General features: G+C 47.1%; 19 protein-coding genes. 8 read left to right on the top strand and 11 right to left on the bottom strand.

The annotated features are described in order from the left end of the window. Positions 1 to 8 precede the first annotated feature (8 nt). From ACFVU8_RS17320 to rpmH, 10 genes are all read right to left on the bottom strand, one after another. Entirely contained in the window at positions 9 to 854 is an 846-nt protein-coding gene (locus ACFVU8_RS17320) for a ParB/RepB/Spo0J family partition protein (protein WP_175373525.1), read from the bottom strand. Further along, positions 847 to 1608 (bottom strand): ParA family protein, encoded by a 762-nt coding sequence (locus tag ACFVU8_RS17315; protein WP_066377813.1) that lies wholly within the window; start codon positions 1606 to 1608, stop codon positions 847 to 849. The genes ACFVU8_RS17320 and ACFVU8_RS17315 overlap by 8 nt, the downstream gene beginning before the upstream one ends. 232 nt (positions 1609 to 1840) lie before the next feature. Further along, positions 1841 to 2656 carry a nucleoid occlusion protein gene (gene noc / locus ACFVU8_RS17310; protein ID WP_175373526.1) on the bottom strand — a complete coding sequence of 272 codons (816 nt, stop codon included), beginning with the start codon at positions 2654 to 2656 and terminating at the stop codon, positions 1841 to 1843. A 1002-nt stretch (positions 2657 to 3658) separates the two neighbouring features. After that, positions 3659 to 4381: a 16S rRNA (guanine(527)-N(7))-methyltransferase RsmG gene (gene rsmG / locus ACFVU8_RS17305; RefSeq protein WP_387428811.1), complete on the bottom strand. Its 723-nt coding sequence runs from the start codon at positions 4379 to 4381 to the stop codon at positions 3659 to 3661. A 3-nt stretch (positions 4382 to 4384) separates the two neighbouring features. After that, a complete protein-coding gene (gene mnmG, locus ACFVU8_RS17300; RefSeq protein WP_379466684.1) occupies positions 4385 to 6271 on the bottom strand; it encodes a tRNA uridine-5-carboxymethylaminomethyl(34) synthesis enzyme MnmG in 1887 nt (628 codons plus the stop codon). A 149-nt stretch (positions 6272 to 6420) separates the two neighbouring features. Continuing rightward, positions 6421 to 7797, bottom strand: a complete 1377-nt coding sequence (gene mnmE, locus ACFVU8_RS17295) for a tRNA uridine-5-carboxymethylaminomethyl(34) synthesis GTPase MnmE (protein ID WP_379466685.1) — start codon at positions 7795 to 7797, stop codon at positions 6421 to 6423. Positions 7798 to 8149: 352 nt separating this feature from the next. Beyond that, positions 8150 to 8878 (bottom strand): RNA-binding cell elongation regulator Jag/EloR, encoded by a 729-nt coding sequence (jag, locus tag ACFVU8_RS17290; protein ID WP_379466686.1) that lies wholly within the window; start codon positions 8876 to 8878, stop codon positions 8150 to 8152. Further along, positions 8875 to 9759 carry a YidC/Oxa1 family membrane protein insertase gene (locus ACFVU8_RS17285; protein WP_379466687.1) on the bottom strand — a complete coding sequence of 295 codons (885 nt, stop codon included), beginning with the start codon at positions 9757 to 9759 and terminating at the stop codon, positions 8875 to 8877. Before ACFVU8_RS17285 ends, jag begins: the two co-directional genes overlap by 4 nt. An 86-nt stretch (positions 9760 to 9845) precedes the next feature. Next, positions 9846 to 10196 carry a ribonuclease P protein component gene (gene rnpA / locus ACFVU8_RS17280; RefSeq protein WP_175373532.1) on the bottom strand — a complete coding sequence of 117 codons (351 nt, stop codon included), beginning with the start codon at positions 10194 to 10196 and terminating at the stop codon, positions 9846 to 9848. Positions 10197 to 10588: 392 nt separating this feature from the next. Further along, positions 10589 to 10723: a 50S ribosomal protein L34 gene (gene rpmH / locus ACFVU8_RS17275; RefSeq protein WP_019914530.1), complete on the bottom strand. Its 135-nt coding sequence runs from the start codon at positions 10721 to 10723 to the stop codon at positions 10589 to 10591. Positions 10724 to 11399: 676 nt separating this feature from the next. On the opposite strand from rpmH, the gene dnaA reads away from it, so the two are divergent. From dnaA to gyrB, 6 genes are all read left to right on the top strand, one after another. Then, the gene (gene dnaA / locus ACFVU8_RS17270) at positions 11400 to 12746 is read left to right on the top strand and encodes a chromosomal replication initiator protein DnaA (protein ID WP_175373533.1); all 1347 of its coding nucleotides are present in this window, start codon (positions 11400 to 11402) and stop codon (positions 12744 to 12746) included. A gap of 195 nt (positions 12747 to 12941) precedes the next feature. Next, positions 12942 to 14084: a DNA polymerase III subunit beta gene (gene dnaN, locus ACFVU8_RS17265; protein ID WP_387428809.1), complete on the top strand. Its 1143-nt coding sequence runs from the start codon at positions 12942 to 12944 to the stop codon at positions 14082 to 14084. Positions 14085 to 14133: 49 nt separating this feature from the next. Further along, a complete protein-coding gene (gene yaaA / locus ACFVU8_RS17260) occupies positions 14134 to 14361 on the top strand; it encodes a S4 domain-containing protein YaaA (protein WP_066377793.1) in 228 nt (75 codons plus the stop codon). 234 nt (positions 14362 to 14595) lie between these two features. Beyond that, the gene (gene recF, locus ACFVU8_RS17255; RefSeq protein WP_066377787.1) at positions 14596 to 15714 is read left to right on the top strand and encodes a DNA replication/repair protein RecF; all 1119 of its coding nucleotides are present in this window, start codon (positions 14596 to 14598) and stop codon (positions 15712 to 15714) included. Between the two features lie 16 nt (positions 15715 to 15730). Next, positions 15731 to 15979 carry an extracellular matrix regulator RemB gene (gene remB, locus ACFVU8_RS17250; protein ID WP_066377786.1) on the top strand — a complete coding sequence of 83 codons (249 nt, stop codon included), beginning with the start codon at positions 15731 to 15733 and terminating at the stop codon, positions 15977 to 15979. A gap of 47 nt (positions 15980 to 16026) precedes the next feature. Then, on the top strand, positions 16027 to 17937 hold the full coding sequence (gyrB, locus tag ACFVU8_RS17245) for a DNA topoisomerase (ATP-hydrolyzing) subunit B (RefSeq protein WP_387428807.1): 1911 nt from the start codon (positions 16027 to 16029) through the stop codon (positions 17935 to 17937). Positions 17938 to 18045: 108 nt separating this feature from the next. Here gyrB and ACFVU8_RS17240 read toward each other — a convergent pair whose 3' ends face one another. Then, a complete protein-coding gene (locus ACFVU8_RS17240) occupies positions 18046 to 18903 on the bottom strand; it encodes a YheC/YheD family protein (RefSeq protein WP_387428805.1) in 858 nt (285 codons plus the stop codon). A 351-nt stretch (positions 18904 to 19254) separates the two neighbouring features. Here ACFVU8_RS17240 and gyrA point away from each other — a divergent pair, with 351 nt between their 5' ends. Both gyrA and ACFVU8_RS17230 read left to right on the top strand, forming a co-directional pair. Beyond that, positions 19255 to 21789 (top strand): DNA gyrase subunit A, encoded by a 2535-nt coding sequence (gene gyrA, locus ACFVU8_RS17235; protein ID WP_379466690.1) that lies wholly within the window; start codon positions 19255 to 19257, stop codon positions 21787 to 21789. A 222-nt stretch (positions 21790 to 22011) separates the two neighbouring features. Continuing rightward, complete coding sequence (locus ACFVU8_RS17230) at positions 22012 to 23109, top strand: HD-GYP domain-containing protein (protein ID WP_387428802.1); 1098 nt, start codon at positions 22012 to 22014, stop codon at positions 23107 to 23109. Positions 23110 to 23319 lie beyond the last annotated feature (210 nt).

Here is a 23319-nt window from a genome sequence, read left to right as displayed (position 1 = left end):
ACTATCGCTTACAAGTTACCTAACAATTCCAGAAGTCTCTCCAAGTCCTGGGCACTGTAGTAATTCAGTTCGATCTTCCCTCTCTCTTTCCCCTGCTTGATCTTGACTGTAGTCTTGAACCGTTCCCGCAGTAACTCCTCAACATTATCAATGTAAGGATCGCGTTTCACGCTTTTCGCCTTAGCTGCGCCTGCCGGTTTGCGGTCAAGATTTTTAACTGTCTCCTCAAGCTCACGTACGCTCCACTCTTGCTCCACACACTGCTTCGCCAACTCTTTGACTAAGTCAGCATCCTTCAATGCGACAATGGCACGGGCATGACCCATAGAAATTGTTCCACGTGAAACATATTCCTTCACTTCCTCAGGTAAAGATAGCAACCGCAGGAAATTGGCAATATGTGATCTGGATTTTCCAACTTTGAGAGAAAGTTCCTCTTGGGTCAACGAGAACTGATCCATCAGACCTTGGTAGGCAACGGCGATTTCCATTGCATTCAAATTCTCACGCTGCAGGTTCTCGATCAATGCGATCTCCATAACCTGTTGATCGCTCAGGTTGCGAACAACTGCAGGGATGGTTGCTTTTCCACAATATTGAGAAGCACGGAATCTGCGTTCCCCCGCGATAATCTCATATCCCTTTAGCACACTGCGAACAATGATCGGTTGGATAACACCATGTTGCCGAATGGATTCTGCCAATTCCTGAATGGCCTCTTCGTTGAAATCTTTACGAGGCTGATAAGGGTTAGCACGAAGCTGTCCTAAAGAGATTTCTACCACCTTATCATCTTCATTAATAGACAGGGACGGGATCAATGCATCCAGTCCCTTACCCAAACGCTTACTCATAAGAAATCACTTCCTTTGCCAACTCTAAGTACACTTCCGCTCCCTTGGAACGGGAATCATACGTAATAATAGACTGTCCATGAGACGGAGCCTCACTAAGCCGCACATTCCGTGGAATAATCGTTCTATATACCTTTTCTTGGAAATACTTCTTAACTTCTTCGATGACCTGAATCCCCAGATTGGTCCGGGCATCCAGCATCGTCAGCAGTACACCTTCGATCTTCAGTTGAGGATTTAAGTTCTTCTGAACAAGTCGTACCGTGTTCAATAGTTGACTCAATCCCTCAAGCGCATAATACTCACACTGGATCGGTATAATCACAGAGTCTGCAGCGGTCAAAGAGTTGATAGTTAGTATCCCTAAAGAAGGTGGACAGTCAATAATGATGTAATCATAATTAGCCTTCACTGTATTTAAGGCTTTCTTGAGCCTTAGCTCCCGTGAGATGGTGGATACCAATTCAATCTCCGCACCCGCGAGCTGGATGGTGGCAGGAATAATATGCAGACCTTCAATCTTGGTCTCCAGTATCGTTTCCCCCGGTTCGGCTTCATTGATTAGAATATCATAAATGCAATTTGCTACATCTGCTTTGTTGATGCCAACGCCGCTGGTAGTGTTGCCTTGAGGGTCGATATCGACAAGAAGCACTCTCTTTCCCAGAGTAGCCATGCCGGCACCCAGATTCACAGAGGTCGTTGTTTTACCGACACCACCCTTTTGATTTGCTATGGCAATAATCTTGGACACTTATTTCACCTCGAATAGTTAGGAAGAGTCTTCTTGTAGGTCGCAAGTAGAAACGGCGTTGCTGACCTGATGGACAGCATCACTTTCTGCGAGAATTATAAGCAAAGCATCTATGGATGCCTTTCCGAAGAAGCAGATGATATAACATTATGAATATTCGCTGTATATCCTTGGCTAGGCCACAGAAAAGGCGACCAAACACCCCAGGGTCGCCTTCAGCTACTGAAACAATTTATCTTTTAGGAATTTGGATTACAATCTCGTAATGGTCACCACGGTCGTTCTCCGACGTTTTGATTTCCATCCCCGAGCCTGTCACCATATCAATAGATTGACGAATTGTATTAAGAGCTAGACGAACATCCTTTGTATAGGAAACCCGTTTTGATTTTTTAATTTGTGTTACTTCTTTATAAAATGCGATACGCGCTTCTGTTTGTTTAACATTCAAGCCCTTGGAGATAATCTCTTCCAGAACTTTCAGCTGCATTTCCACACTATCCAGAGACAACAATGAACGTGCATGCCTCTCTGTTACCTGGCGTTCCATAAGCGCTGTCTTCACTTCTTCAGGAAGCTGAAGCAGCCTTATTTTATTGGCGATGGTTGATTGGCTCTTACCAATCCGTTGGGCCAGACTTTCCTGAGTCAATTGATGAAGATCAATCAATTTCTGATACGCGTAGGCTTCCTCGATAGAGGTTAGATCCTCTCGCTGCAGATTCTCGATCAATGCAATAGAGGCCGCCTGGGAATTATTGAACTCGCGAACAATAGCTGGAATGGTCTCCATACCGAGCTTCTTCACAGCCCGCCAGCGACGTTCACCGGCAATGATCTCATACTGTGATTCGCGCATGCGAACGACTATAGGCTGAATCACGCCATGCGTCTTTATCGTCTGGCACAGCTCGTCTATCTTCTCATCATCAAATATTGTCCGTGGCTGATAAGGACTGCTGATGACCTCATGAACCGGGATTTGTTTGATCTCATCTCCGCTGCTCCGCTCGGAAAATCCAAAAAGCTTGGTGAATTGTTCTTTCATTCCGTTCATAACCACCTAATTTCGTTATAGTACGATCTTCTTGACCTTATTCCCGGTAAAAGCATATCGTACAGCAATGGAAACTGCTCGCCTAGGCCAGCAAGTTCTTCCCTCTCCCCCGCTATAAATACTGAAGAGAGCCTTATTCCCCATAAAATTCTTACTATATTATTCTATCACTTTTTCTTCTATAATCCTATTCTCCATATAGACCTATTTTTCCTGCATTTATCAAATATGCGTCTCTTTACATTTCATAAGTGAGTGTCGTGAGTGTCGTCACTTGCAATGCTTTCAATGCGAGCTTTCCTATGGAAAGCTTCAGGCAGGCGCCATCGCTCCTACAATTCCAAACCTTCTCCTTCGTTCCTTCTCGCTCTTTGTTATTTTTTGTTCACCTTATATAACGACCTGCTTTTATTTTAAATGAACAGCATATTTATAAAGACAAGCTTAAGATCAAAACATTATGATAGGTCGTCACTAAGGTGGAATGTTTGTACTTCCTGTCGCTGTTGTCACTAGACTTCTTCTCTAATAGCCACTTCTAGCAGTTAAAATCTTGCGACAGCTTTTACTTTAGACGTGAGCTTTCAACGAGTCCTTTCCTGAAGCGGACTTTCAGACGAGCGCTGCTCCCTTACAGTCCCAGCTCCCACCTTCACCCCTTCTCGCTACTGTTATTTTCTTTTGTCCATCTTATATAGACGGCCCCATCTCTATTAATAAAAAATGATCGCTGCCACCTTCTATGTACAGTTACCCCCCTGAGTAATCAGAACAAGAGCTTGATTGATTTCGAATACACTCGCCAGCACTAAACACGTACACACGAAATCACAACTTATGAACCCCGCTTATTAACTATTCACAAGTGAAGGCTTAAATCTGAGACACATTTGTCGGATACAAAAAAAGAGCCACTCCCATCTTCAACGATGAGAGTGGCTCTTGGACAACCACTATGAAATCCAGGGTTGCTGATGTTTCACGTGAAACATTTTATACCAACGGTGTTTTAGCAGGAATTCCTGCCTTACGCGGATATTTCGCTGGTGTAGTGGCTGTCTTACTAACCAGAATAATATGCCGTGCCGATTCCTCTACAGGAAGCTTGAAAGGCTCTACCTTCATGAGTTGGCCTCGGAGTTCCTTCAAACTGTACTTAGCTTCCGTTAATTCCTCGGCAGGATCGCTACCCTTCATGGCCGCGAAGACGCCACTCTTCTTCACAAAAGGAAGACAGAACTCGTTCAGCAGTGCCATCCGTGCCACTGCACGAGCTGTTACTACATCATAAGCATCACGGTGGGCACCCTGTCTGGCAATATCTTCAGCGCGTCCATGAATCAATTGCACACCCTCCAGCTGCAACGTATCGCAGATATGCTGCAGGAATTTGATCCGCTTGCTGAGCGAATCTACAATCGTCAGCTTTAGATGCGGGAAGCATATTTTCAGAGGAATACCTGGAAAGCCTGCACCCGAGCCAATATCCGCTAAGCTTCCTCTCTCCTCCAGATTCAGATAAAAGGCCAGCGAAATGGAATCGTAAAAGTGCTTCGTGTAGACTTGATCACGTTCGGTAATCCCCGTCAGATTCATCTTCTCATTCCAGGACACCAATTCCTGATAATAAAGCTCAAATTGATGTAGTTGGGTAGAATTTAGCTTTATCCCATGCTGCCCCAGAAGCTCTGTAAATTGTGCTACAGTCTGATCCATAACTTATCCTTTCGCCGCCGTCACCCGGTTATAGTGCTCCAAGTACACAAGAAGGATGGAAATATCGGCTGGAGTTACTCCGGAGATCCGGGAAGCCTGACCAATAGAGATTGGACGGATGTTAGACAGCTTCTGGCGCGCTTCCATGGCAATGCCGTGAATCTCATTGTAGTTAATATCCTCTGGAAGCTTCTTCTTCTCCATCTTTTGCAGACGTTCCACATGCTGCAACTGTTTCTCGATATAACCCGAGTACTTGATTTGGATTCCCACTTGCTCCTTCATGTCCTCATCCAGTTCGACAGGAGATGGGGAAAATTGATCGACCAAACTATAATCCACTTCCGGACGACGCATGAGCACCAGCAGGTTGCTGCCATCCACAATAGGTGCAGATTCGTACTGTTCCAGAATGGCATTCACTTCCGTTGGTTTTACCTTGGTTTCTTGCAGGCGGATGATTTCACGCTCTACCCGCTCCTTCTTATCCACAAAAGCATCGTAACGTTCCTGCTTGATCAATCCGATGTCATAACCGATCGGCGTCAGGCGCAGATCCGCATTGTCATGGCGAAGCAGCAGACGGTATTCAGCCCGTGATGTGAGCAGACGGTATGGCTCGTTGGTTCCCTTGGTTACAAGATCATCAATCAACACGCCGATATAGCCTTGCGAACGATCCAGAATAACAGGCTCTTTGTCCTGAACTTTGCGGGCAGCGTTAATACCAGCCATAACCCCTTGTCCTGCCGCTTCTTCATAACCGGAAGTTCCGTTGATTTGTCCAGCAGTGAACAAGCCAGGCAGCCGTTTCGTTTCAAGAGATGGCCAGAGCTGAGTAGGTACCATAGCATCATATTCGATGGCGTAGCCATTACGCATCATCTCTACTTTTTCCATACCAGGAATAGAGCGAAGTACGGCCAGCTGCACATCTTCGGGAAGACTCGTGGACAGACCCTGTACATAGTATTCCGATGTGTTTTTGCCTTCCGGCTCCAGGAAAATCTGATGTTTGGATTTATCGCTGAACCGGACTACCTTATCCTCAATGGATGGGCAGTAACGCGGACCAGTACCTTCAATAACCCCTGTGAACATAGGTGCCCGGTGCAGGTTGTCATTGATGATCTGATGCGTCTCTTCCGAAGTGTACGTCAGCCAGCAAGGAAGCTGTTCGTTGTCCGAAGACTTTGTTTCAAAGGAGAAGAATTTAGGCTTGTTATCTCCCGGTTGAATCTCAGTCTTGGAGAAATCAATACTATCCTTGTGTACACGCGGTGGTGTACCCGTCTTGAAACGGGCCAGTTCAAAGCCCAGCTCCCGCAAATGCTCGGACAGCTTAATGGAGGGTTGTTGATTGTTAGGTCCACTCTCATAAGCGAGTTCCCCCATAATCACCTTACCACGCAGATAAGTACCGGTAGTCAGAATAACAGTCTTACTGTGATATTCTGTTCCAGTCTTCGTAATAACACCCGCACAGCGGCCATCTTCGATAATCAGGCGCTCTACCATCCCCTGACGCAGCGTCAGGTTAGGTGTCTTCTCCATCGTTTCTTTCATCGCATGTTGATAGAGGTACTTGTCTGCTTGTGCACGCAGAGCATGTACAGCAGGCCCCTTCCCTGTATTCAACATCCGCAGTTGTATATAAGTCTTATCTATATTACGGCCCATCTCGCCGCCAAGAGCGTCGATCTCACGCACCACATGTCCTTTAGCTGGTCCGCCAATAGACGGATTGCAGGGCATGAATGCTACCATATCCAGGTTGATCGTGATCATTAGTGTACTGCAGCCCATTCGGGCGGCAGCCAGAGCTGCTTCGCATCCGGCATGACCGGCGCCGATGACGATTACGTCATAGCTGCCTCCATCATAACTCATGTCCTGTTGCCTCCTATTATAATAATTAATGGCTCAACCTAAAAATCAGTGATTACCGTTCTCCTGTGAACATAGCCGAGGGTCGTAAGAACCTTTCGAACCCGTAGCGGCTCTGTTCGTAAGAGACAGCTTCGATTTTGGTTGTAAGCCTATTTACCCAAACAGAATTGCGAGAAGATTTGGTCGAGCAGCGAATCAGCAGCAGTATCGCCGACAATCTCGCCAAGCTGTTCCCAAGCCAGCCGCACATCAATTTGAATCATGTCGATCGGAATGAACTGCTCCGCAGCGTCATAAGCGTCCTGCAGCGATTTGTACGCTTTTTTCAACAGGGCGATATGTCTGACGTTGCTCACATATGTCAAATCACCAGACTCCAGCTTGCCACCGAAGAACAGTGTTGAAATAGCATCTTCCAGTTTATCCAGACCTTCCTCTTCCAGAACGGACATCGGGACAATACTGCTTTCTTCAAAATGAGCAAGCAGCTTGGCCTTATCCAATTTGGACGGTAAGTCCATTTTATTCATGATCACCAGGCATTGTCTACCGTGGATTTGTTCCATGAGTGCCAATTCGTCCTCATGCAGTTCCTCATTGGAGTTCAGCACAAGCAGAATCAGGTCAGCTCCGGTGACCGCAGCCTTGGAACGCTCCACCCCGATCTGTTCCACAATATCCATTGTCTCACGGATACCAGCGGTATCGAGCAGCTTCAGGGGAATGTTATTGATGGTTACATACTCCTCAATCACATCACGCGTAGTTCCAGGAATATCGGTAACAATCGCTTTATTATCACGGGCCAGCGCGTTAAGGAGTGAGGATTTTCCAACGTTAGGACGTCCAACAATCGCTGTCGTAATGCCCTCGCGAAGTATCTTGCCTTCACTTGCAGTCTTCAGCAGTTTAGTGATGCCTTCCATCACTTCACTACTCTTATCTTTAATAAACTCAGCGGTCAATGACTCCACATCGTGTTCGGGATAATCGATATTAACCTCAATATGAGCTAAAGTCTCAATCAAAGTATGACGAAGGGCGTGAATTCGCTCCGACAGAGAGCCGCTAACTTGCTTCAGGGCTACTGAGAAGGCACGGTCTGATTTGGAACGGATGAGATCAATAACCGCCTCAGCCTGTGTCAGGTCGATTCTTCCTCCCAGGAAAGCCCGTTTGGTGAACTCCCCGGGTTCGGCCAGCCTGATATCCTGCTGCAACAGCAGGTCCATCACACGGCGCACAGAAATAATACCGCCATGGGCACTGATCTCCACAACATCCTCGGTTGTAAAGGAGCGCGGACCCTTCATCACGGTCACCAGGACTTCTTCCATGGTTTCTCCATTCCCAGGGCTGACGATATGCCCGTAATGAACCGTATGGGATTCCGCTTCTGTCAATGGAACTCTACTGCGGAACAGTGGAGCTACTTGTGGAATAGCCTCAGGGCCGCTTACCCGAATAATGGCAATACCGCCCTCTCCGAGCGCTGTCGAGACGGCGGCTATAGTATCGCTGAACATGCTGTCTTTCACCTCGTTATATGACAAACTATATAAGATAAACTTAAGATACGAATATAAGGCTCAGTCGTCACTACGGAGAATGTTTGGACTTTCGGTCGCTGTTGTCCCCAGATTTCTTCTATATATACCGCTTCTAGCGGTTGAAATCCGGGGACAGCTTGTGCTTTCGATGCCAGCTTTTCTACGAAAAGCTTTCAGGCGATCGCATTCGCTCCTACAGTTCCAAACTTCCCCTTCGTTCCTTCTCGCTTTTTGTTTCACTCTTTTATTCATCTAATATAATCTGTTTTATTTGTAAAAAAGCAATGACCCCTTAGATTAGACTAGGAGTCATTGCGGCATATAGTCTCTACTTCAAAGTAATTACGACGCGGCGATTGGGTTCATCGCCCTTGCTGAGTGTGTTCACCTGCTTGTGATCCTGTAGCCTGGAATGAATAATCTTCCGTTCTTGAGGCGACATCGGCTCCAGCACAACCTCTTTACGTGTGCGGATGACGCGGCCTGCAAGCCGATCAGCCAGCTCCTCTAGTGTCTTCTTGCGTCGTTCCCGGAAATTCTCTGCATCCAGGACGAGACGGATGAAGCTGTCGGAGTAGCGATTGGCTACGATATTCGCCAGATACTGCAAGGCATCAAGCGTTTGTCCTCTTCTGCCAATAACCAGTCCAAGATCGGGACCGGATATTTGCAGAGTAGTCGATTCCTTGGCATGGACGATTTCTACTTCCACCGTGAGCCCCATGCTCTTGGCGACATCCACAATGAAACGTACAGCTTGCTGGTAAGCTTCTTCCCCCGGTTGTCCGGAATCTTGGCGTGGTACACCGCCGATAGCCTCCTGTGTACTTTCTCTGGTTGACTGCTGAGGCACTGACGGAGCACTCGCCGCGGGCGCCGGTGCAGGGATCAAGGTCACTTCAACCTTGGCCTCCTTAGCACCGATCAATCCCAGGAATCCTCTTGAGGGCTGTTCAAGTACATTGATTGTAACGCGGTCCCTGTTAACGCCAAGCTGGGCTATTCCCCGTTCTACAGCTTCTTCAATGGTTTTTCCTGTCGCGACGACTTTGCTCATTTCGACTTTTTGGCCCCCTTCGATGCCTTGCTGCCATTACCCTTCGCGGAAGATGTATTCTTGCTCTTCGCAGGACTGTCTTCCTTGTCGTTCGCGGAGTTTACGACAGCGAATTTAGATGTATCGTTGTTGCGGTATAAGAAGTAGTTCTGAACAATGGTGTAGATGTTACTGTAGAACCAGTACAGTGGAAGTGCAGACGGGAAATTATAGGACATGATGAAAATCAGGACAGGATATACCATCATCATGAACTGCATAGGCCCCTGCTGCTGCATCGGGTTCATCTTCGTCATCATGCGGGTCTGCAGGAACGTCGTGATTGCAGCCAGTGCCGGTAGAATGAACAGATGGTCCGGCTTACCAAGCTCCAGCCACAGGAAGGAATGCTCACGCAGATGCGGGTTGTAATAAATCGAGTTGTACAGTGCGATAAAAATCGGCATTTGCACGATCAGCGGCAGACATCCTGCCATCGGGTTAACCTTGTTTTCCTGGAAGAGGCGCATTGTTTCCTGCTGCACTTTTTCAGGCGTGTCTTTATATTTTTTCTGGATCTTCTGGAGCTCCGGTTGAATGGCCTGCATCGCACGCGAACTCTTCACCTGTTTCATGGTAAGCGGCAAAATCAGCGTGCGCACAATAAGAACCATAACAAGTACGGCTAGTCCATATTGTCCGTTAAACCACTTTGCGAACGTTTCCAGCGCGATAGCAAAATAATAAACTACGTTACTTTGCCAGAAACCGCCATTCTTCAAATCCTCCGTAGTGTGTGTAACAGTGGCTGACGGAGAACAACCTGACAAAACAGCGATCATCAACACCATTACAGCGATGAGGAAGAACCATTTTCCTCGTCTAGTCTTCATTAGAGACACTTCAAAACCCCTCTCTTGAACATTCCATTGCACCGTAAATCATACCATAATTATGAATACAAATAAACAAGCCTCTTCGGCCCTTCTTATTTGCGGGAAGCCTTTAGTAGCTTGGCTTTGCGAAGCACATGAAGCACACTTTTCTCAAGCTCTGTGTATTCCATGGACAGAGCCCCTTTTCGCACAATAAACACCAGATCCAACCCGCTGGCGATCTCTGGCTCATGATGCCTGACAATTTCCTTCACGAGTCTTCGCATCCGGTTGCGGACAACAGCGTTCCCCACTTTTTTGCTAACCGACACTCCGAGCCGGAAACGCTCCACCTCTTTTCTATTGAACCAATACACCACAAATTGGTGGTTGGCAAATGACTTTCCATGGCGGTATACGCGGCTGAAGTCGGCGCGGTTTCGTAATCGCAAACTTTTGTGCACGAGAATCTCCTTACTTGAAAAGACCGGTCTGTTTTAGGTTGTCCGGAATTTTTCCTTCTATTTAGTAGTATACTCACCCGGCGATAGCCGTAAACGGCAGCTTGTACACTGATTGAGCAACGCTTAACGGTGCGACAATTCCGATTACTTCCTATATAGGTGTATACGAATAGCCCCACAAAGTGTAGCCGACGCATACTAGCGTAATCTAGACCTTCGCAGGGTTTCACCGGAAAAGTATGAATGCAACAAGCGAAAAACGGGTACCGCCCTTTCCGAAAGACGATACCCGTTTCACATGTGAACTATAAGAAAGCGGAGTACGAATAGAGATCAAATACAGTCTTATATGTTGAAAAAAAGACCACCGCAGTGGTCCTTAATGGCCTAACTTACGCACTCAGAACTTTTCTGCCTTTCAGGCGGCGAGCTGCCAGCACTTTACGGCCGTTTTTCGTGCTCATTCTTTTGCGGAAACCATGTACCTTCTTGCGTTTGCTCACATTCGGTTTGAACGTCGGTCTCATGTATTGCACCTCCCTTACAGGATCTTAATTACTGTCATATCTAAGCAGAAACGGCTTGGCCGTCCTTAAAGTAGGGACAGTATCTACAGTATCATCATTTAAATGTTTGAAGACATATCCTCACAGAAAACACCTTTATATATTTAAACACAATAATTGGTCAAAAGTCAACCAGTCTTTGCAGACTTCCTTCCCCTCTTATAGAAGGCTATTATCCACAACCCCCATTCGTCAAAAAATAATCCACAGCATTCTACACTTATCCACCTGTGATTAAAAAAAGAAGTCGATTGTTCGCAAACTAGGACAACCTGTGTATAAAAATATCGGAGCTCTGACGCTTCATGTCGAACGGTGAACAATTTATCAACAATATGTAGTGTTGTTCTTAAATTTTGTACACAAGTGATTGAATTTGTGGATAAAATAGCCCGAATCATTGAAAAACAGGGGTGCTTTTGCTATGATGGTATTACTTTTGAATGTGAATAGATTTGTTTGCTCTCTATATTATCAACAAGCTGTGGATAAAGTTGTGAACAATTCAAATTTATCCATATTTTTTTGTCCCCTCGTCCTTTGTATTGGGGATAAATATCAGCATCTATATATTTTCTTCGACATTTCCACTTCATGGCTGATGCCACATTTGGAAGATTTAAAGGAGTGACAGTCTGTGGACAGCCATACTTCCGAATTATGGCAGCAAATATTATCAATCATCCAATCCAAACTGAGCAAGCCGAGTTTCGATACCTGGTTTAAGGCAACCAAAGCGTTAACCTTCAACCAACAGTCACTCATCATCTCGGCTCCGACAACATTCGCAGTAGAATGGCTGGAAAGTCGCTACACCAAGCTGGTGGGAGCTACAGTTATGGAAGTTACCGGGCAACAAGTGGATGTCAAATTCGTCATCGAGGAGAATAAGCCGGCTGAGCTGATCATTCAGCAGTCTGCCCCATCCCCTGCCGTATCGCGCGAAGAGGCGCAGACCCATCTGCTCAATCCCAAATATACCTTTGACACATTCGTCATCGGTTCGGGCAACCGTTTTGCCCACGCGGCTTCGCTGGCCGTCGCCGAGGCGCCGGCCAAAGCCTACAACCCCTTGTTCCTGTACGGCGGAGTGGGTCTCGGAAAAACCCACCTAATGCATGCGATCGGCCATTACGTGCTGGAGCATAACCCCAATAACAAGGTTATTTATATCTCCTCCGAGAAATTCACGAATGAGTTCATTAACTCCATCCGTGACAACCGTGGGGAAAGCTTCCGCAACAAATACCGCAACGTAGACATCCTGCTTATTGATGACATTCAATTCCTGGCCGGCAAAGAATCGACGCAGGAGGAATTCTTCCATACATTCAACGCCCTGCATGAAGAACGCAAACAAATCATTATTTCCAGTGACCGACCGCCAAAAGAAATCCCGACTCTCGAGGAACGGCTGCGTTCCAGGTTCGAATGGGGTCTTATTACGGATATTCAGCCGCCGGATCTGGAGACACGGATCGCGATTTTGCGTAAAAAGGCGAAAGCGGAGAACCTCGACATCCCTAATGAAGCGATGATGTACATTGCTAACCAGATTGATACGAACATTCGCGAACTGGAAGGTGCGCTGATTCGGGTCGTGGCCTATTCTTCCTTGACCAATCAGGATGTCACCACCCATCTGGCAGCGGAAGCGCTGAAGGATATCATTCCATCCAGCCGTCCGAAGATGATTACCATCGGTGATATTCAGCAAAAAGTTGGTGAATACTACAATTTGCGCCTGGAGGACTTTAAGGCACGCAAACGCACGAAAGCCGTAGCTTTCCCGCGCCAGATCGCCATGTATCTCTCTCGTGAATTAACAGACTATTCCTTGCCCAAGATCGGTGAAGCTTTCGGGGGACGTGACCATACGACAGTTATTCATGCACACGAGAAAATAACGCAATCACTAAAGGTCGATCAGGAGCTGTACAAAGTGGTAAATAATCTTGCGGAGAAAATTAAAAATCCTTCATAAGAGGAATACAGAGCCTATACACAATCTATACACATGTGGGTAGGCTTAATTTTATGCGGCTTGCGAAGGTTATCCACATATTAGACGCCCCTACTACTAATACTATTAAATAACTATAATAATTCATCATCTATAAACGGTGTGAACAACTCACTGCATAACGCAACTTCCCAATTTTCAGCTAGGAGTGAAACCATGAAAATAAGCATTCTCAAAAACGAACTCAACGAATCCATTGGACATGTATCCAAAGCGATCTCCAGCAGAACGACTATTCCCATTCTGACCGGGATTAAGCTGGAAGTTACCCATCAAGGCGTAACTTTGACAGCAAGCGACACCGATATTTCCATTCAGTCGTTTATTTCTGCCGAGAATGATAGCCATACCATAGTAAAAGTTGAGCAGCCAGGCAGTGTTGTGCTTCCAGCTAAATTTTTCGTCGAAATCATCAAGAAATTGCCGTCCAAAGAAATCCACATGGAAGTCAAAGAAGGCTTCCAAACCTATATTTCCTCTGGTTCCACCGAGATTCAGATCGTAGGACTGGACCCGGAAGAATTCCCAGTGCTGCCGAACATCGAAGAAAATGATATGATCTCTATCCCGGGCGATTTGCTCAAAAATATGATCAAGCAGACAGCATTCTCCATCTCCACTCAGGAAACGACACCGATTCTTACGGGAATTCTCTGGAATTTGAGCGATAACGAGTTCAAGTTCACCGCTACAGACCGTCACCGGCTCGCTACCCGGGCAGCCCATTTGGAGGGAACAGAGAATGTCCATTTTGGCAATGTTGTTATTGCCGGTAAAACCTTGAACGAGCTGAGCAAAATTATCCCTGACCAAAATATGCTGGTGGATATTGTCGTAGCCGATAACCAGGTTCTCTTCAAAATCGACAAAGTGCTGTTCTATTCCCGCATCTTGGACGGTATTTATCCGGATACTTCTAGAATTATTCCAACGGCATACAAAACAGAACTAACTTTGGACACAAAAAAATTAAGTGAGTCCATTGACCGTGCTTATTTGCTGTCCCGTGAGGAAAAAACGAACATTGTCCGCATGCAGACCCTGGATCAGGGCGGCATCGAAATTTCCTCCAGTTCCTCAGAGCTGGGTAAAGTGCGTGAAGAGCTGGAGACTATTGATTTTAAAGGGGAACCTCTCAAAATCTCGTTCAACTCCAAATATATGCTAGATGTGCTCAAAGTTATCGAAAGCGAGCAGCTTGTCATTGCCTTCACCGGAATGATGAGTCCGATTATTTTGCGTCCGCTTGATGACAGCCGCAGCATGTATGTGATTTTGCCATATCGTACGACTAACTAAATTCACTGTTCACGAGCCTGTGGATAAGTGGTGGAAAGGATAAAAAATCATGAAAAAAATACTTATCCACAGTGGATATATTAAGCTGGATCAATTTCTGAAACTGTCGGATTGTGTATCCACAGGGGGAATGGCCAAGGCCCTGTTGCAGGAAGGACTAGTCTTGGTCAATGGGGAGAAGGAAGAACGCCGGGGCAGAAAGCTCTATCCGGGTGATCGTATCGAAGTGCAGGATGAAGGCACGTTCGAGGTCATTGGCGGCGAAGTGCAGAAATAAGAGGGGGAGACCCCTTAGTGATCAGAGCGGCTCTTCGGAGTCGCTTTTTTGAGTTCGAAGAACGGCTAGTATTTGCGAGACTACAACAATCGGTGTTTTTGGTATAAAATAAAGCTTTAGGGCATTTTACGCTCGTGGAAGCTTCATACGATCTTGGACCACATGATTTTGGCTTAAGAAATAAGCTTTGTAGCATAAACTCCACGCCTGTGGGGTCTTGGGAGGAACCATTTCGTGTTTGTTAAAAATATCGGCCTGCAGCATTATCGCAATTACGGGCTGCTGCGTCTGGAAAGCCTGGGGGATGTCAATCTGATCCTCGGTCAGAACGCCCAAGGCAAAACAAACCTCATGGAGGCCTTGTTCGTCCTGGCGATGACCAAAAGCCACCGCACCTCCAAGGATCGTGAGCTAATCTCGTTCGATGCCCCGAGCGGCAGTGCGCAGATCTATGCCGAGATTCAGCGCAAATACGGAGATCTGAAGCTGGAGCTCAGTCTCTCTGCCCAAGGGAAGAAGGCGAAGGTCAACGGTCTGGAGCAGCGCCGGCTGAGTGAGTTCGTAGGATCGCTCAATGTGGTGATGTTTGCTCCGGAGGACCTGGAGATTGTCAAAGGTACACCGGGTATTCGCCGCCGTTTCCTCGATATGGAGATCGGACAGGTGCAGCCAGGCTATTTGTTTCACCTGCAGCAGTACCAGAAGATTCTGGTGCAAAGAGGCAATCTGCTGAAGCAATTATGGGGCAAGCCCGCCGGCGGAACTGAGATGCTGGAGATCTGGGATGCCCAACTTGTAGAGCATGGTGTTAAAATCGTCAAAAAAAGGAAAGAATTCATAAAGAAGCTGCAGATCTGGGCGGAAAGCATCCACAAGGGAATTACAAATGGCGGAGAAGAGCTCAAATTGCGCTACGTGCCCTCTTTTGGCGAGAGAGAGGAAGAAGATGAAGCTGTCTTATTAGACAATTTTATGTTAAAGTTATCACAAACGAGAGAGCAGGAAATCAGGCGCGGCATGACGCTGACGGGTCCCCATCGGGATGACCTGTCCTTTTTTATCAACGGACGTGAAGCCCAGGTCTACGGGTCTCAGGGACAGCAGCGCACGACAGCTCTGTCGCTCAAGCTGGCGGAAATCGAGCTGATCCATGAGGAGATCGGGGAGTATCCTGTGCTGCTTCTTGATGATGTGCTATCCGAGCTTGATCCTTATCGCCAGACTCAGCTTATTGAAACCTTTCAAAGCAAGGTACAGACATTCATTACCGCTACGGGAATTGAAGGTCTGCATGCCGATAAATTAAAAGGCGCAAGCCTATATCATGTCCGTGACGGACAAGTGGAGCTATAAAGAGCGGAGGAAGAAGATGTATATTCATTTGGGCGGGGAAAAGATCATCCGGTCATCAGAGCTGATTGCTATATTTGATATTTCGATTGAGAAATCTTCCAAGGTATCGAAACAGTTCGTCATTCAGTCCCAGCAGGATAAGAAGCTGGTTCGGATTGGCGAAGAGGAAGCGAAATCTATTGTCGTAACCAAGAATAGCGTGTACTACTCCCCCATTTCCTCCTCCACTCTCAAAAAAAGAGCTAAAATGCTGTTGGAAATATAGCTCTACCGCAGTAACAAAGAGATAATCTGAAAGAAGTAGGTGAAGGCATGTCAATGAATCAACCGACATATGATGAGAGCCAGATTCAGGTACTAGAAGGGCTGGAAGCGGTTCGGAAACGCCCGGGCATGTACATCGGCTCTACAAGCGCTAAAGGTCTGCATCATTTGGTGTGGGAGGTCGTAGATAACAGTATCGACGAGGCGCTGGCAGGTTATTGCGACCGGATTCAAGTGATTATACACGAGGATAACAGCATCACCGTTATCGACAACGGGCGGGGAATCCCTGTAGGGGAGAACACAAAGCTCAAGAAGTCGACGCTTGAAGTGGTTATGACTGTACTGCATGCTGGCGGTAAATTCGGCGGCGGGGGATATAAGGTATCCGGCGGTCTGCACGGCGTGGGGATCTCCGTAGTGAACGCCTTGTCCGAGAGAGTCGTGGTGTCTGTAAAACGTGAAGGTCATGTTCACCAGCAAGAATACAGACGTGGCGTTCCGCAGTACGATATCAAGATTACCGGTGAGACGGAAGAGACAGGTACGACAACTACGTTCCATCCGGACCCTGAGATTTTCACCGAGACTACAATCTTTGAATACACGACGCTGCTTACCCGTATTCGTGAGCTGGCTTTCCTGAACAAGGGAATTGAGCTTTCGTTGACAGATGAGCGCACTGGTGTGTCCAATGCCTTCAGATACGATGGCGGTATTGTGGAGTACGTGAAATACCTGAATGAGAAAAAAGAAGCGTTGCACGAGGATCCTATCTACGTAGAAGGCTCACGCGATATGATCCAGGTTGAAGTCGCGCTGCAATATAACGATTCCTACACCGAGAATATTTATTCTTTTGCTAATAATATCAATACACATGAGGGCGGAACCCACGAATCGGGCTTCAAGAGCGCCTTAACGCGTATTATTAACGATTATGCCCGTAAATCCGGTGTGATCAAGGACGGTAATTCCAATCTGACCGGGGATGATGTGCGTGAAGGCCTGACGGCGATTATTTCCGTCAAAATCCCTGAGCCTCAGTTCGAGGGTCAAACCAAGACCAAGCTCGGCAACAGTGAAGTCCGCGGTATTGTAGAATCCCTGTTCGGAGAAAAGCTTCAGGAATTCCTGGAGGAGAATCCGGCAGTATCCCGCCGTGTACTGGAGAAATCACTGCAGGCTTCACGTGCCCGTGAAGCTGCGCGTAAAGCGCGTGAGCTGACTCGTCGTAAGAGTGCGCTTGAGGTCAGTGCCCTGCCTGGTAAGCTGGCCGACTGTTCGTCCAAGGACGCTTCCATCAGTGAGCTGTACATCGTCGAAGGTGACTCTGCCGGTGGATCGGCCAAACAGGGCCGGGACCGTCATTTCCAGGCGATCCTGCCGCTGCGCGGTAAAATCCTGAACGTAGAGAAAGCCCGTTTGGATCGTATTTTGTCCAATGCTGAGATTCGGGCAATCATTACCGCTCTGGGTACGGGCATCGGGGATGATTTCGATCTGTCCAAAGCACGTTACCACAAAGTCGTTATTATGACGGACGCAGACGTTGACGGAGCCCATATCAGAACATTGCTGTTGACGTTCTTCTACCGGTATATGCGTAAACTGGTCGACACGGGATATATTTATATCGCTCAGCCGCCGCTCTTTAAGATTGAGCGCAACAAGGTTGTACGGTATGCCAGCACCGAAAAAGAGCGGGATGAGATCATTGCCGCTTTCGGAGAGAACGTGAAAGTCAATGTCCAGCGCTATAAAGGTCTGGGCGAGATGAATGCAGAGCAGCTTTGGGATACAACTATGGATCCTGAGAGCCGGACGATGCTGCAAGTCACGATTGAAGATGCGATACTGGCTGACAGCATTTTCGATACGCTGATGGGCGACAATGTCGAGCCGCGGCGTGACTTTATTCAAGAACATGCCAAGTCCGTCAAGAACCTTGACGTATAGGCTGAACAAGAATAACTAGTATTAGTAATACAGAAACCTCCGGTTGCTATTCCGCTCGGAATAAGCAGGCCGGAGGTTTTCTTTTTTAGACAATGATAATAAAAGACGTCAGAGTGCTTTGCGACGGGAGGAAAGGGTGCTCTCGGATTTCTTGACCCTTCCGTAGGCGACGGCATAACGGTGGATTTTACGATAGATGGATTTGTCGGGGAACAACTTGAAAACGATGATGGAAGGCAGGGTGTTCACTTCCAAAAGCCACATGTCATGATGCTGATCCAGGGCGACATCCAGACCAATTTCTTTTATTCCCGGATAGGATAGCTCGAGCTGGCCTGCAATTTGAACACCAAGCTGCTTTAACTGCTGGATGGCGGTGCTGGACTCAGAGGGGTTCATATGCTCCTTGAATAAAGTATTCACCTGGAGAATGCGGCCTCCGTTGTGATAATTGGTCACAATTTTTTGCGCTGCTGCGACCCGGCCAAGCATTCCGGTGGTTTCCCAGATGCCGACCGGCGTTTTCTGGGCCAGCACCCGCAGGTCGAATGGACGGTCATGATGCCGCAGCAAATCGATTCCTTTTTGAATCAGATAGAATTTCCCCTGTGTTCGGCCTAATATAGCCTCGTGCAGTTCCTGAGGGGAAGCAAAAATTTGCGCTGTTTTGTTGTAGCGCAGAATGTACATCGTTTTCTCTTCCTTCCGAACCGCCTTGTGGTCTTCGCTGCCGTCCGCCTGAATGCTGGGCGCCAGGGAGACCACTCGCTGTTCGGCTCTCATCACACCGCTGCCATATGTTCCTCGGTCAGGCTTTACATACACTGTTGCGTGCACGGCGAGCATTTGTACAAGTGTAGAGAAATTGTATTTGCGAGTATCAGGAATGTAATTTGATAATGTGGGATTGAGAAGGATTGCATTTGTTTTGGCCCATTTGCTGGAGACTCGTTGAATTTTCATCATTCTCCTCCTTAAAGGTTATATGCAGGTACTGCTCCTTAGAGTCTTGCTTGCAGAACTCCTTAGGGAGCTTAATCTCCTGTGGCCTGAAATTTCAGGACAAGCTCTTTAAACAATGGTATAATACAAGGATATGGGATTATGCTTTATTGGACGAACATGGAACGATTAAAGCTATCTTTCTCTCTATACAGTCTATGTGTGGAGGGCGTTCGCGGACAGGGCATATACCCTTACAGGAACAAAAGAAATCAGGTTTAAAAGATAAAAGGCTATTATGTTTAATTGTGCTACTTTTGTGAAAGTAATATAATAAAGGGTAGCGGTTTTTTAACTGAAGGAGGTCCAGCACTCATGGCTGAACAAAATAACCCGCAAATCAAAGACCGGGACATTGGCGTGGAAATGCGCGATTCATTTATGGATTACGCAATGAGCATCATTGTTAGTCGGGCTTTACCCGATGTGCGGGACGGATTGAAGCCGGTTCACAGGCGCATTCTGTTTGCGATGTCGGAACTCGGAATGTCTCCGGATAAACCCCATAAGAAATCAGCGAGAATCGTCGGTGAGGTTATCGGTAAGTACCACCCTCACGGAGACTCTGCCGTATATGAAACAATGGTACGTATGGCTCAGGATTTCTCGATGCGTTATATGCTGGTTGACGGTCACGGTAACTTCGGTTCGATCGATGGTGACATGGCAGCTGCCATGCGGTATACGGAAGCGCGTCTGTCCAAAATCGCAATGGAAATGCTCCGGGATCTGAATAAGGAGACCGTAGATTTCGCACCAAACTATGATGGTGAAGAGCACGAGCCAGTGGTGCTGCCTTCCCGTTACCCCAACCTGCTTGTTAACGGTGTATCTGGTATTGCTGTAGGTATGGCGACCAATATTCCGCCGCATAACCTGGGAGAGGTTATTGATGGGGTACAGGCAATGATCCGTAATCCCGAGATTACGCCAATGGAATTGATGGAATATATTCAAGGACCGGATTTCCCTACATCGGGATATATTTTGGGCCGTGAAGGGATCCGCCAAGCTTACCGTACAGGCCGGGGCTCGGTTACGATGCGTGCGAAGGCTACGATCGAAGAGTACAACGGCAAGGCGCGTATTATCGTGCATGAGCTGCCGTATCAGGTGAACAAGGCGCGGCTCGTTGAGAAGATCGCCGAACTGGTACGTGAGAAGCGGATTGACGGTATTACTGATCTTCGAGACGAGTCGGACAGAAACGGTATGCGTGTCGTTGTAGAGATGAGACGTGACGTTAATCCAAGCGTGGTACTGAATAATCTGTACAAGCATACTTCGATGCAGTCTACATTCGGGATCAACATGCTTGCGATTGTAAACAACGAACCTAAGATTCTGAATCTGCGCGATGTGTTGTACCACTATCTGCAACATCAGATTGAGGTCATTCGCCGCCGTACAGAATTTGATCTGAAAAAAGCTGAAGCCCGTGCCCACATTTTGGAGGGCTTGCGTATTGCGCTTGACCACCTTGATGAGGTTATTGCTCTCATTAGAGCTTCCCGCACCACGGACATTGCCCGTGAAGGATTGATGAATACCTTCAGCCTCAGTATTGAGCAGGCTCAAGCTATCCTCGATATGCGGATGCAGCGTCTGACCGGTCTGGAACGCGAAAAGATCGAGAACGAATACAATGAGCTTCTGGCTAAAATTGCGGAATACCGTGAGATTCTGGCCAACGAGCACCTCGTTCTAGAGATTATCAGCAATGAGTTGCAGGAGCTGCGTGATAAATATGCCGACAACCGCCGCACAGAAATCACCGTCGGGGAAGAAAGCATCCTGGACGAGGATTTGATTCCGCGTGAAGAGGTTGTTATTACCATTACGCACACCGGCTACATCAAACGCCTGCCGGTGACGACCTATCGCAGTCAAAAGCGCGGAGGCCGCGGCGTAATCGGTATGGATACGAAAGATCAGGATTTCGTGGAGCATCTCTTTGTGAGTAACTCCCATAACTACCTGATGTTCTTCACAGATAAGGGTAAAGTATACCGGATCAAGGCTTACGAGATTCCGGAGCTTGGCCGCACTGCACGGGGGACGCCGATCATCAACCTGATCCAGATCGAGCAGGGAGAGAAGATCAGTGCAGTTATTCAGGTAGAGGATGCAGACAGTGATAAATATCTCTTCTTTGCCACTCGTGAAGGTATCGTTAAGAAGACACCTCTGGAAGACTATAACAACATCCGCAAAGGCGGTTTGATTGCTATCAATCTCCGTGAAGAGGATTCCCTGATTGAAGTGAAGCTGACTGACGGGGAGCAGAATCTTATTATCGGTACGGCGCGCGGTATGTCGATCACGTTCTCCGAGAACGATGTACGGTCGATGGGACGGAGCGCAACGGGTGTCAAAGGGATTACCCTAGACAGCAATGACCATGTTATTGGTATGGACTGTGTAGATCTGGATCTTGAGGTGCTGATCGTAACGGCCAAGGGATACGGTAAACGTACACCAGCTGGCGATTATCGCTCCCAGACGCGTGGTGGTAAGGGGATCAAGACGATCAACCTTACAGACAAGAACGGTCTGGTGGTTGGTCTGAAGGTCGTCAAGAAAGATGAGGACCTTATGATCATTACGACCAGCGGTACTTTGATCCGTACCAGCATGGATGGCATTTCTACCATGGGTCGTTACGCACAAGGTGTTAAATTGATCAATATTCGTGAAGATGATGCAGTGGCTACCCTTTGCCGGGCCGACAAGAATGAGGAGGACGATTTGTCTGAATCAGAGGAAGGCGAAGAAGGACAGGTTACAGAGGAAAGCGTAAGCGATGAGTCAGTAGTAGAGACGAAGAGCGAAGACGATCATCTGGAATAAAGTATATTTGAAGAGTGGAAGTTTCTTTTACAGAGACTTTCACTCTTTTTTTAAATAAAATTCAGGATTCTCCTGCCTCATACTGGTCGCTTGCCCCCTTACATACTATAATTAGGGACATGGTGAAATAAGGAACTTCGGACTGCGATCAGCCGGACGTTATATGTTTCAATCTACAAGAGCGTCACTATTAATGGGTTAGTGAATAAAGGGGCTGAGCTTATGCCATACATAACAGTTGGAGAAGTTAAACCAGGTTCGAAAATTATACAAGATGTTGTTACGCCATTAGGAGGAACGTTGTTTCCCAAGGGCAAGGTGTTGCTGCCGCGCGATATGGAGATTCTTCAGGCATTTTTGATTCAACAGGTGGAGATTGAGGGCAGCGAGAGTGAGGCCAAGGCTAGTGAGCCGGCCAAGTCCGGTAATAAAGCTGCTACGGCAAAAACAGGTTCGCTCATCAATGAGTCAACACTATCCCGAAACTCGGTTTTGCATGATGAATATGAGAAGATGATAGCCCTCATTAAGAACTGTTATCGTTCTGCTGCGGCAGCACCCCTCCCGATTCTTGAATTGAGAAACCAACTCGAAATACTGATTGGCCATTTGAAGGAATACCATGTTCTGAAGTTTGCGCCGCGGACATTGAACGAACAGGACTACAATTATCATAATGCCGTGTTGTCGGCGTTGACTTCATATAAGATTGCCCAATGGTGTGGTTATCCGCAAAAGGACTGGCTGCAGGCTGCCTTCGCAGGATTGCTGCATGATATAGGGAACGTAAAGGTAGACCCTTCACTGTTGCTGAAGCCTGAATCTTTAACGAACGAAGAAAAGGAAGAGGTACGCAGACATACTACTTATGGTTATCAATTGCTACGCAACGTAACGGCGATAAATGAGGGAGTAAGGCTTGCGGCACTGCAACACCATGAGAAGGTGGATGGATCAGGCTACCCACTTCGGATGGAAGGCAGCCAGATTCATGTATACGCCAAGATTGTAGCTGTAGCGGATATCTTCCATGCTATGACGCTGGAGAGAGCCTACAAGAAGGCCCAGTCGCCTTATCTTGTGCTAGAGCAGATCTTAACGGAGAGCTTCGGCAAGCTGGACCCAGCTATCGTTCAAACCTTTATTCAGAAATCGACAGAGCTGTATAACGGAACACGCATCCGTCTTAGTGATGGTCGTCATGGAGAGATTATCTTTACTGACCGCACACATCCTACCCGGCCTATGGTTCAGGTTGAGGGCACTATTGTTAACCTGGCTACCGAACGTGAGCTGTATATTGATGAAATCATTGCTTAATGTATATCATCAGTATAGCTGCTATATATCCTGGGCTTTTAATGGCTTTATGGAGAGAGAACTAAAGATATATAGCAGCTGTTCAGTTTTTCTCAAAAAAACACTTGCAATGGTTTTCTATACATGGTATATTCTAATTCCGGCCAAGAAATAACGATGCCGAGCTCGAAAATGAAGTTCGAAAAACGAAATTCAAAAAAAGAGCTTGAC

Origin of the sequence: Paenibacillus sp. NPDC058177 (genome assembly GCF_042883835.1) — a bacterium.
GTDB classification, from domain to species: domain Bacteria; phylum Bacillota; class Bacilli; order Paenibacillales; family Paenibacillaceae; genus Paenibacillus_AQ; species Paenibacillus_AQ agri.
The sequence above is the reverse complement of the archived record's forward strand: the minus strand, read 5'-3'. Positions and strand labels throughout refer to the sequence as shown.

Bases quoted from the DNA above. Each gene is read 5' to 3' on its own strand.
- gyrA (WP_379466690.1), top strand. From the start codon at position 19,255: ATGGCTGAACAAAATAACCCGCAAATCAAAGACCGGGACATTGGCGTG.
- dnaN (WP_387428809.1), top strand. From the start codon at position 12,942: ATGAAAATAAGCATTCTCAAAAACGAACTCAACGAATCCATTGGACAT.
- ACFVU8_RS17240 (WP_387428805.1), bottom strand. From the start codon at position 18,903: ATGATGAAAATTCAACGAGTCTCCAGCAAATGGGCCAAAACAAATGCA.
- jag (WP_379466686.1), bottom strand. From the start codon at position 8,878: ATGAGCAAAGTCGTCGCGACAGGAAAAACCATTGAAGAAGCTGTAGAA.
- gyrB (WP_387428807.1), top strand. From the start codon at position 16,027: ATGTCAATGAATCAACCGACATATGATGAGAGCCAGATTCAGGTACTA.
- noc (WP_175373526.1), bottom strand. From the start codon at position 2,656: ATGAAAGAACAATTCACCAAGCTTTTTGGATTTTCCGAGCGGAGCAGC.
- remB (WP_066377786.1), top strand. From the start codon at position 15,731: ATGTATATTCATTTGGGCGGGGAAAAGATCATCCGGTCATCAGAGCTG.
- rpmH (WP_019914530.1), bottom strand. From the start codon at position 10,723: ATGAGACCGACGTTCAAACCGAATGTGAGCAAACGCAAGAAGGTACAT.
- mnmG (WP_379466684.1), bottom strand. From the start codon at position 6,271: ATGAGTTATGATGGAGGCAGCTATGACGTAATCGTCATCGGCGCCGGT.
- mnmE (WP_379466685.1), bottom strand. From the start codon at position 7,797: ATGTTCAGCGATACTATAGCCGCCGTCTCGACAGCGCTCGGAGAGGGC.
- ACFVU8_RS17320 (WP_175373525.1), bottom strand. From the start codon at position 854: ATGAGTAAGCGTTTGGGTAAGGGACTGGATGCATTGATCCCGTCCCTG.
- rsmG (WP_387428811.1), bottom strand. From the start codon at position 4,381: ATGGATCAGACTGTAGCACAATTTACAGAGCTTCTGGGGCAGCATGGG.
- yaaA (WP_066377793.1), top strand. From the start codon at position 14,134: ATGAAAAAAATACTTATCCACAGTGGATATATTAAGCTGGATCAATTT.
- ACFVU8_RS17230 (WP_387428802.1), top strand. From the start codon at position 22,012: ATGCCATACATAACAGTTGGAGAAGTTAAACCAGGTTCGAAAATTATA.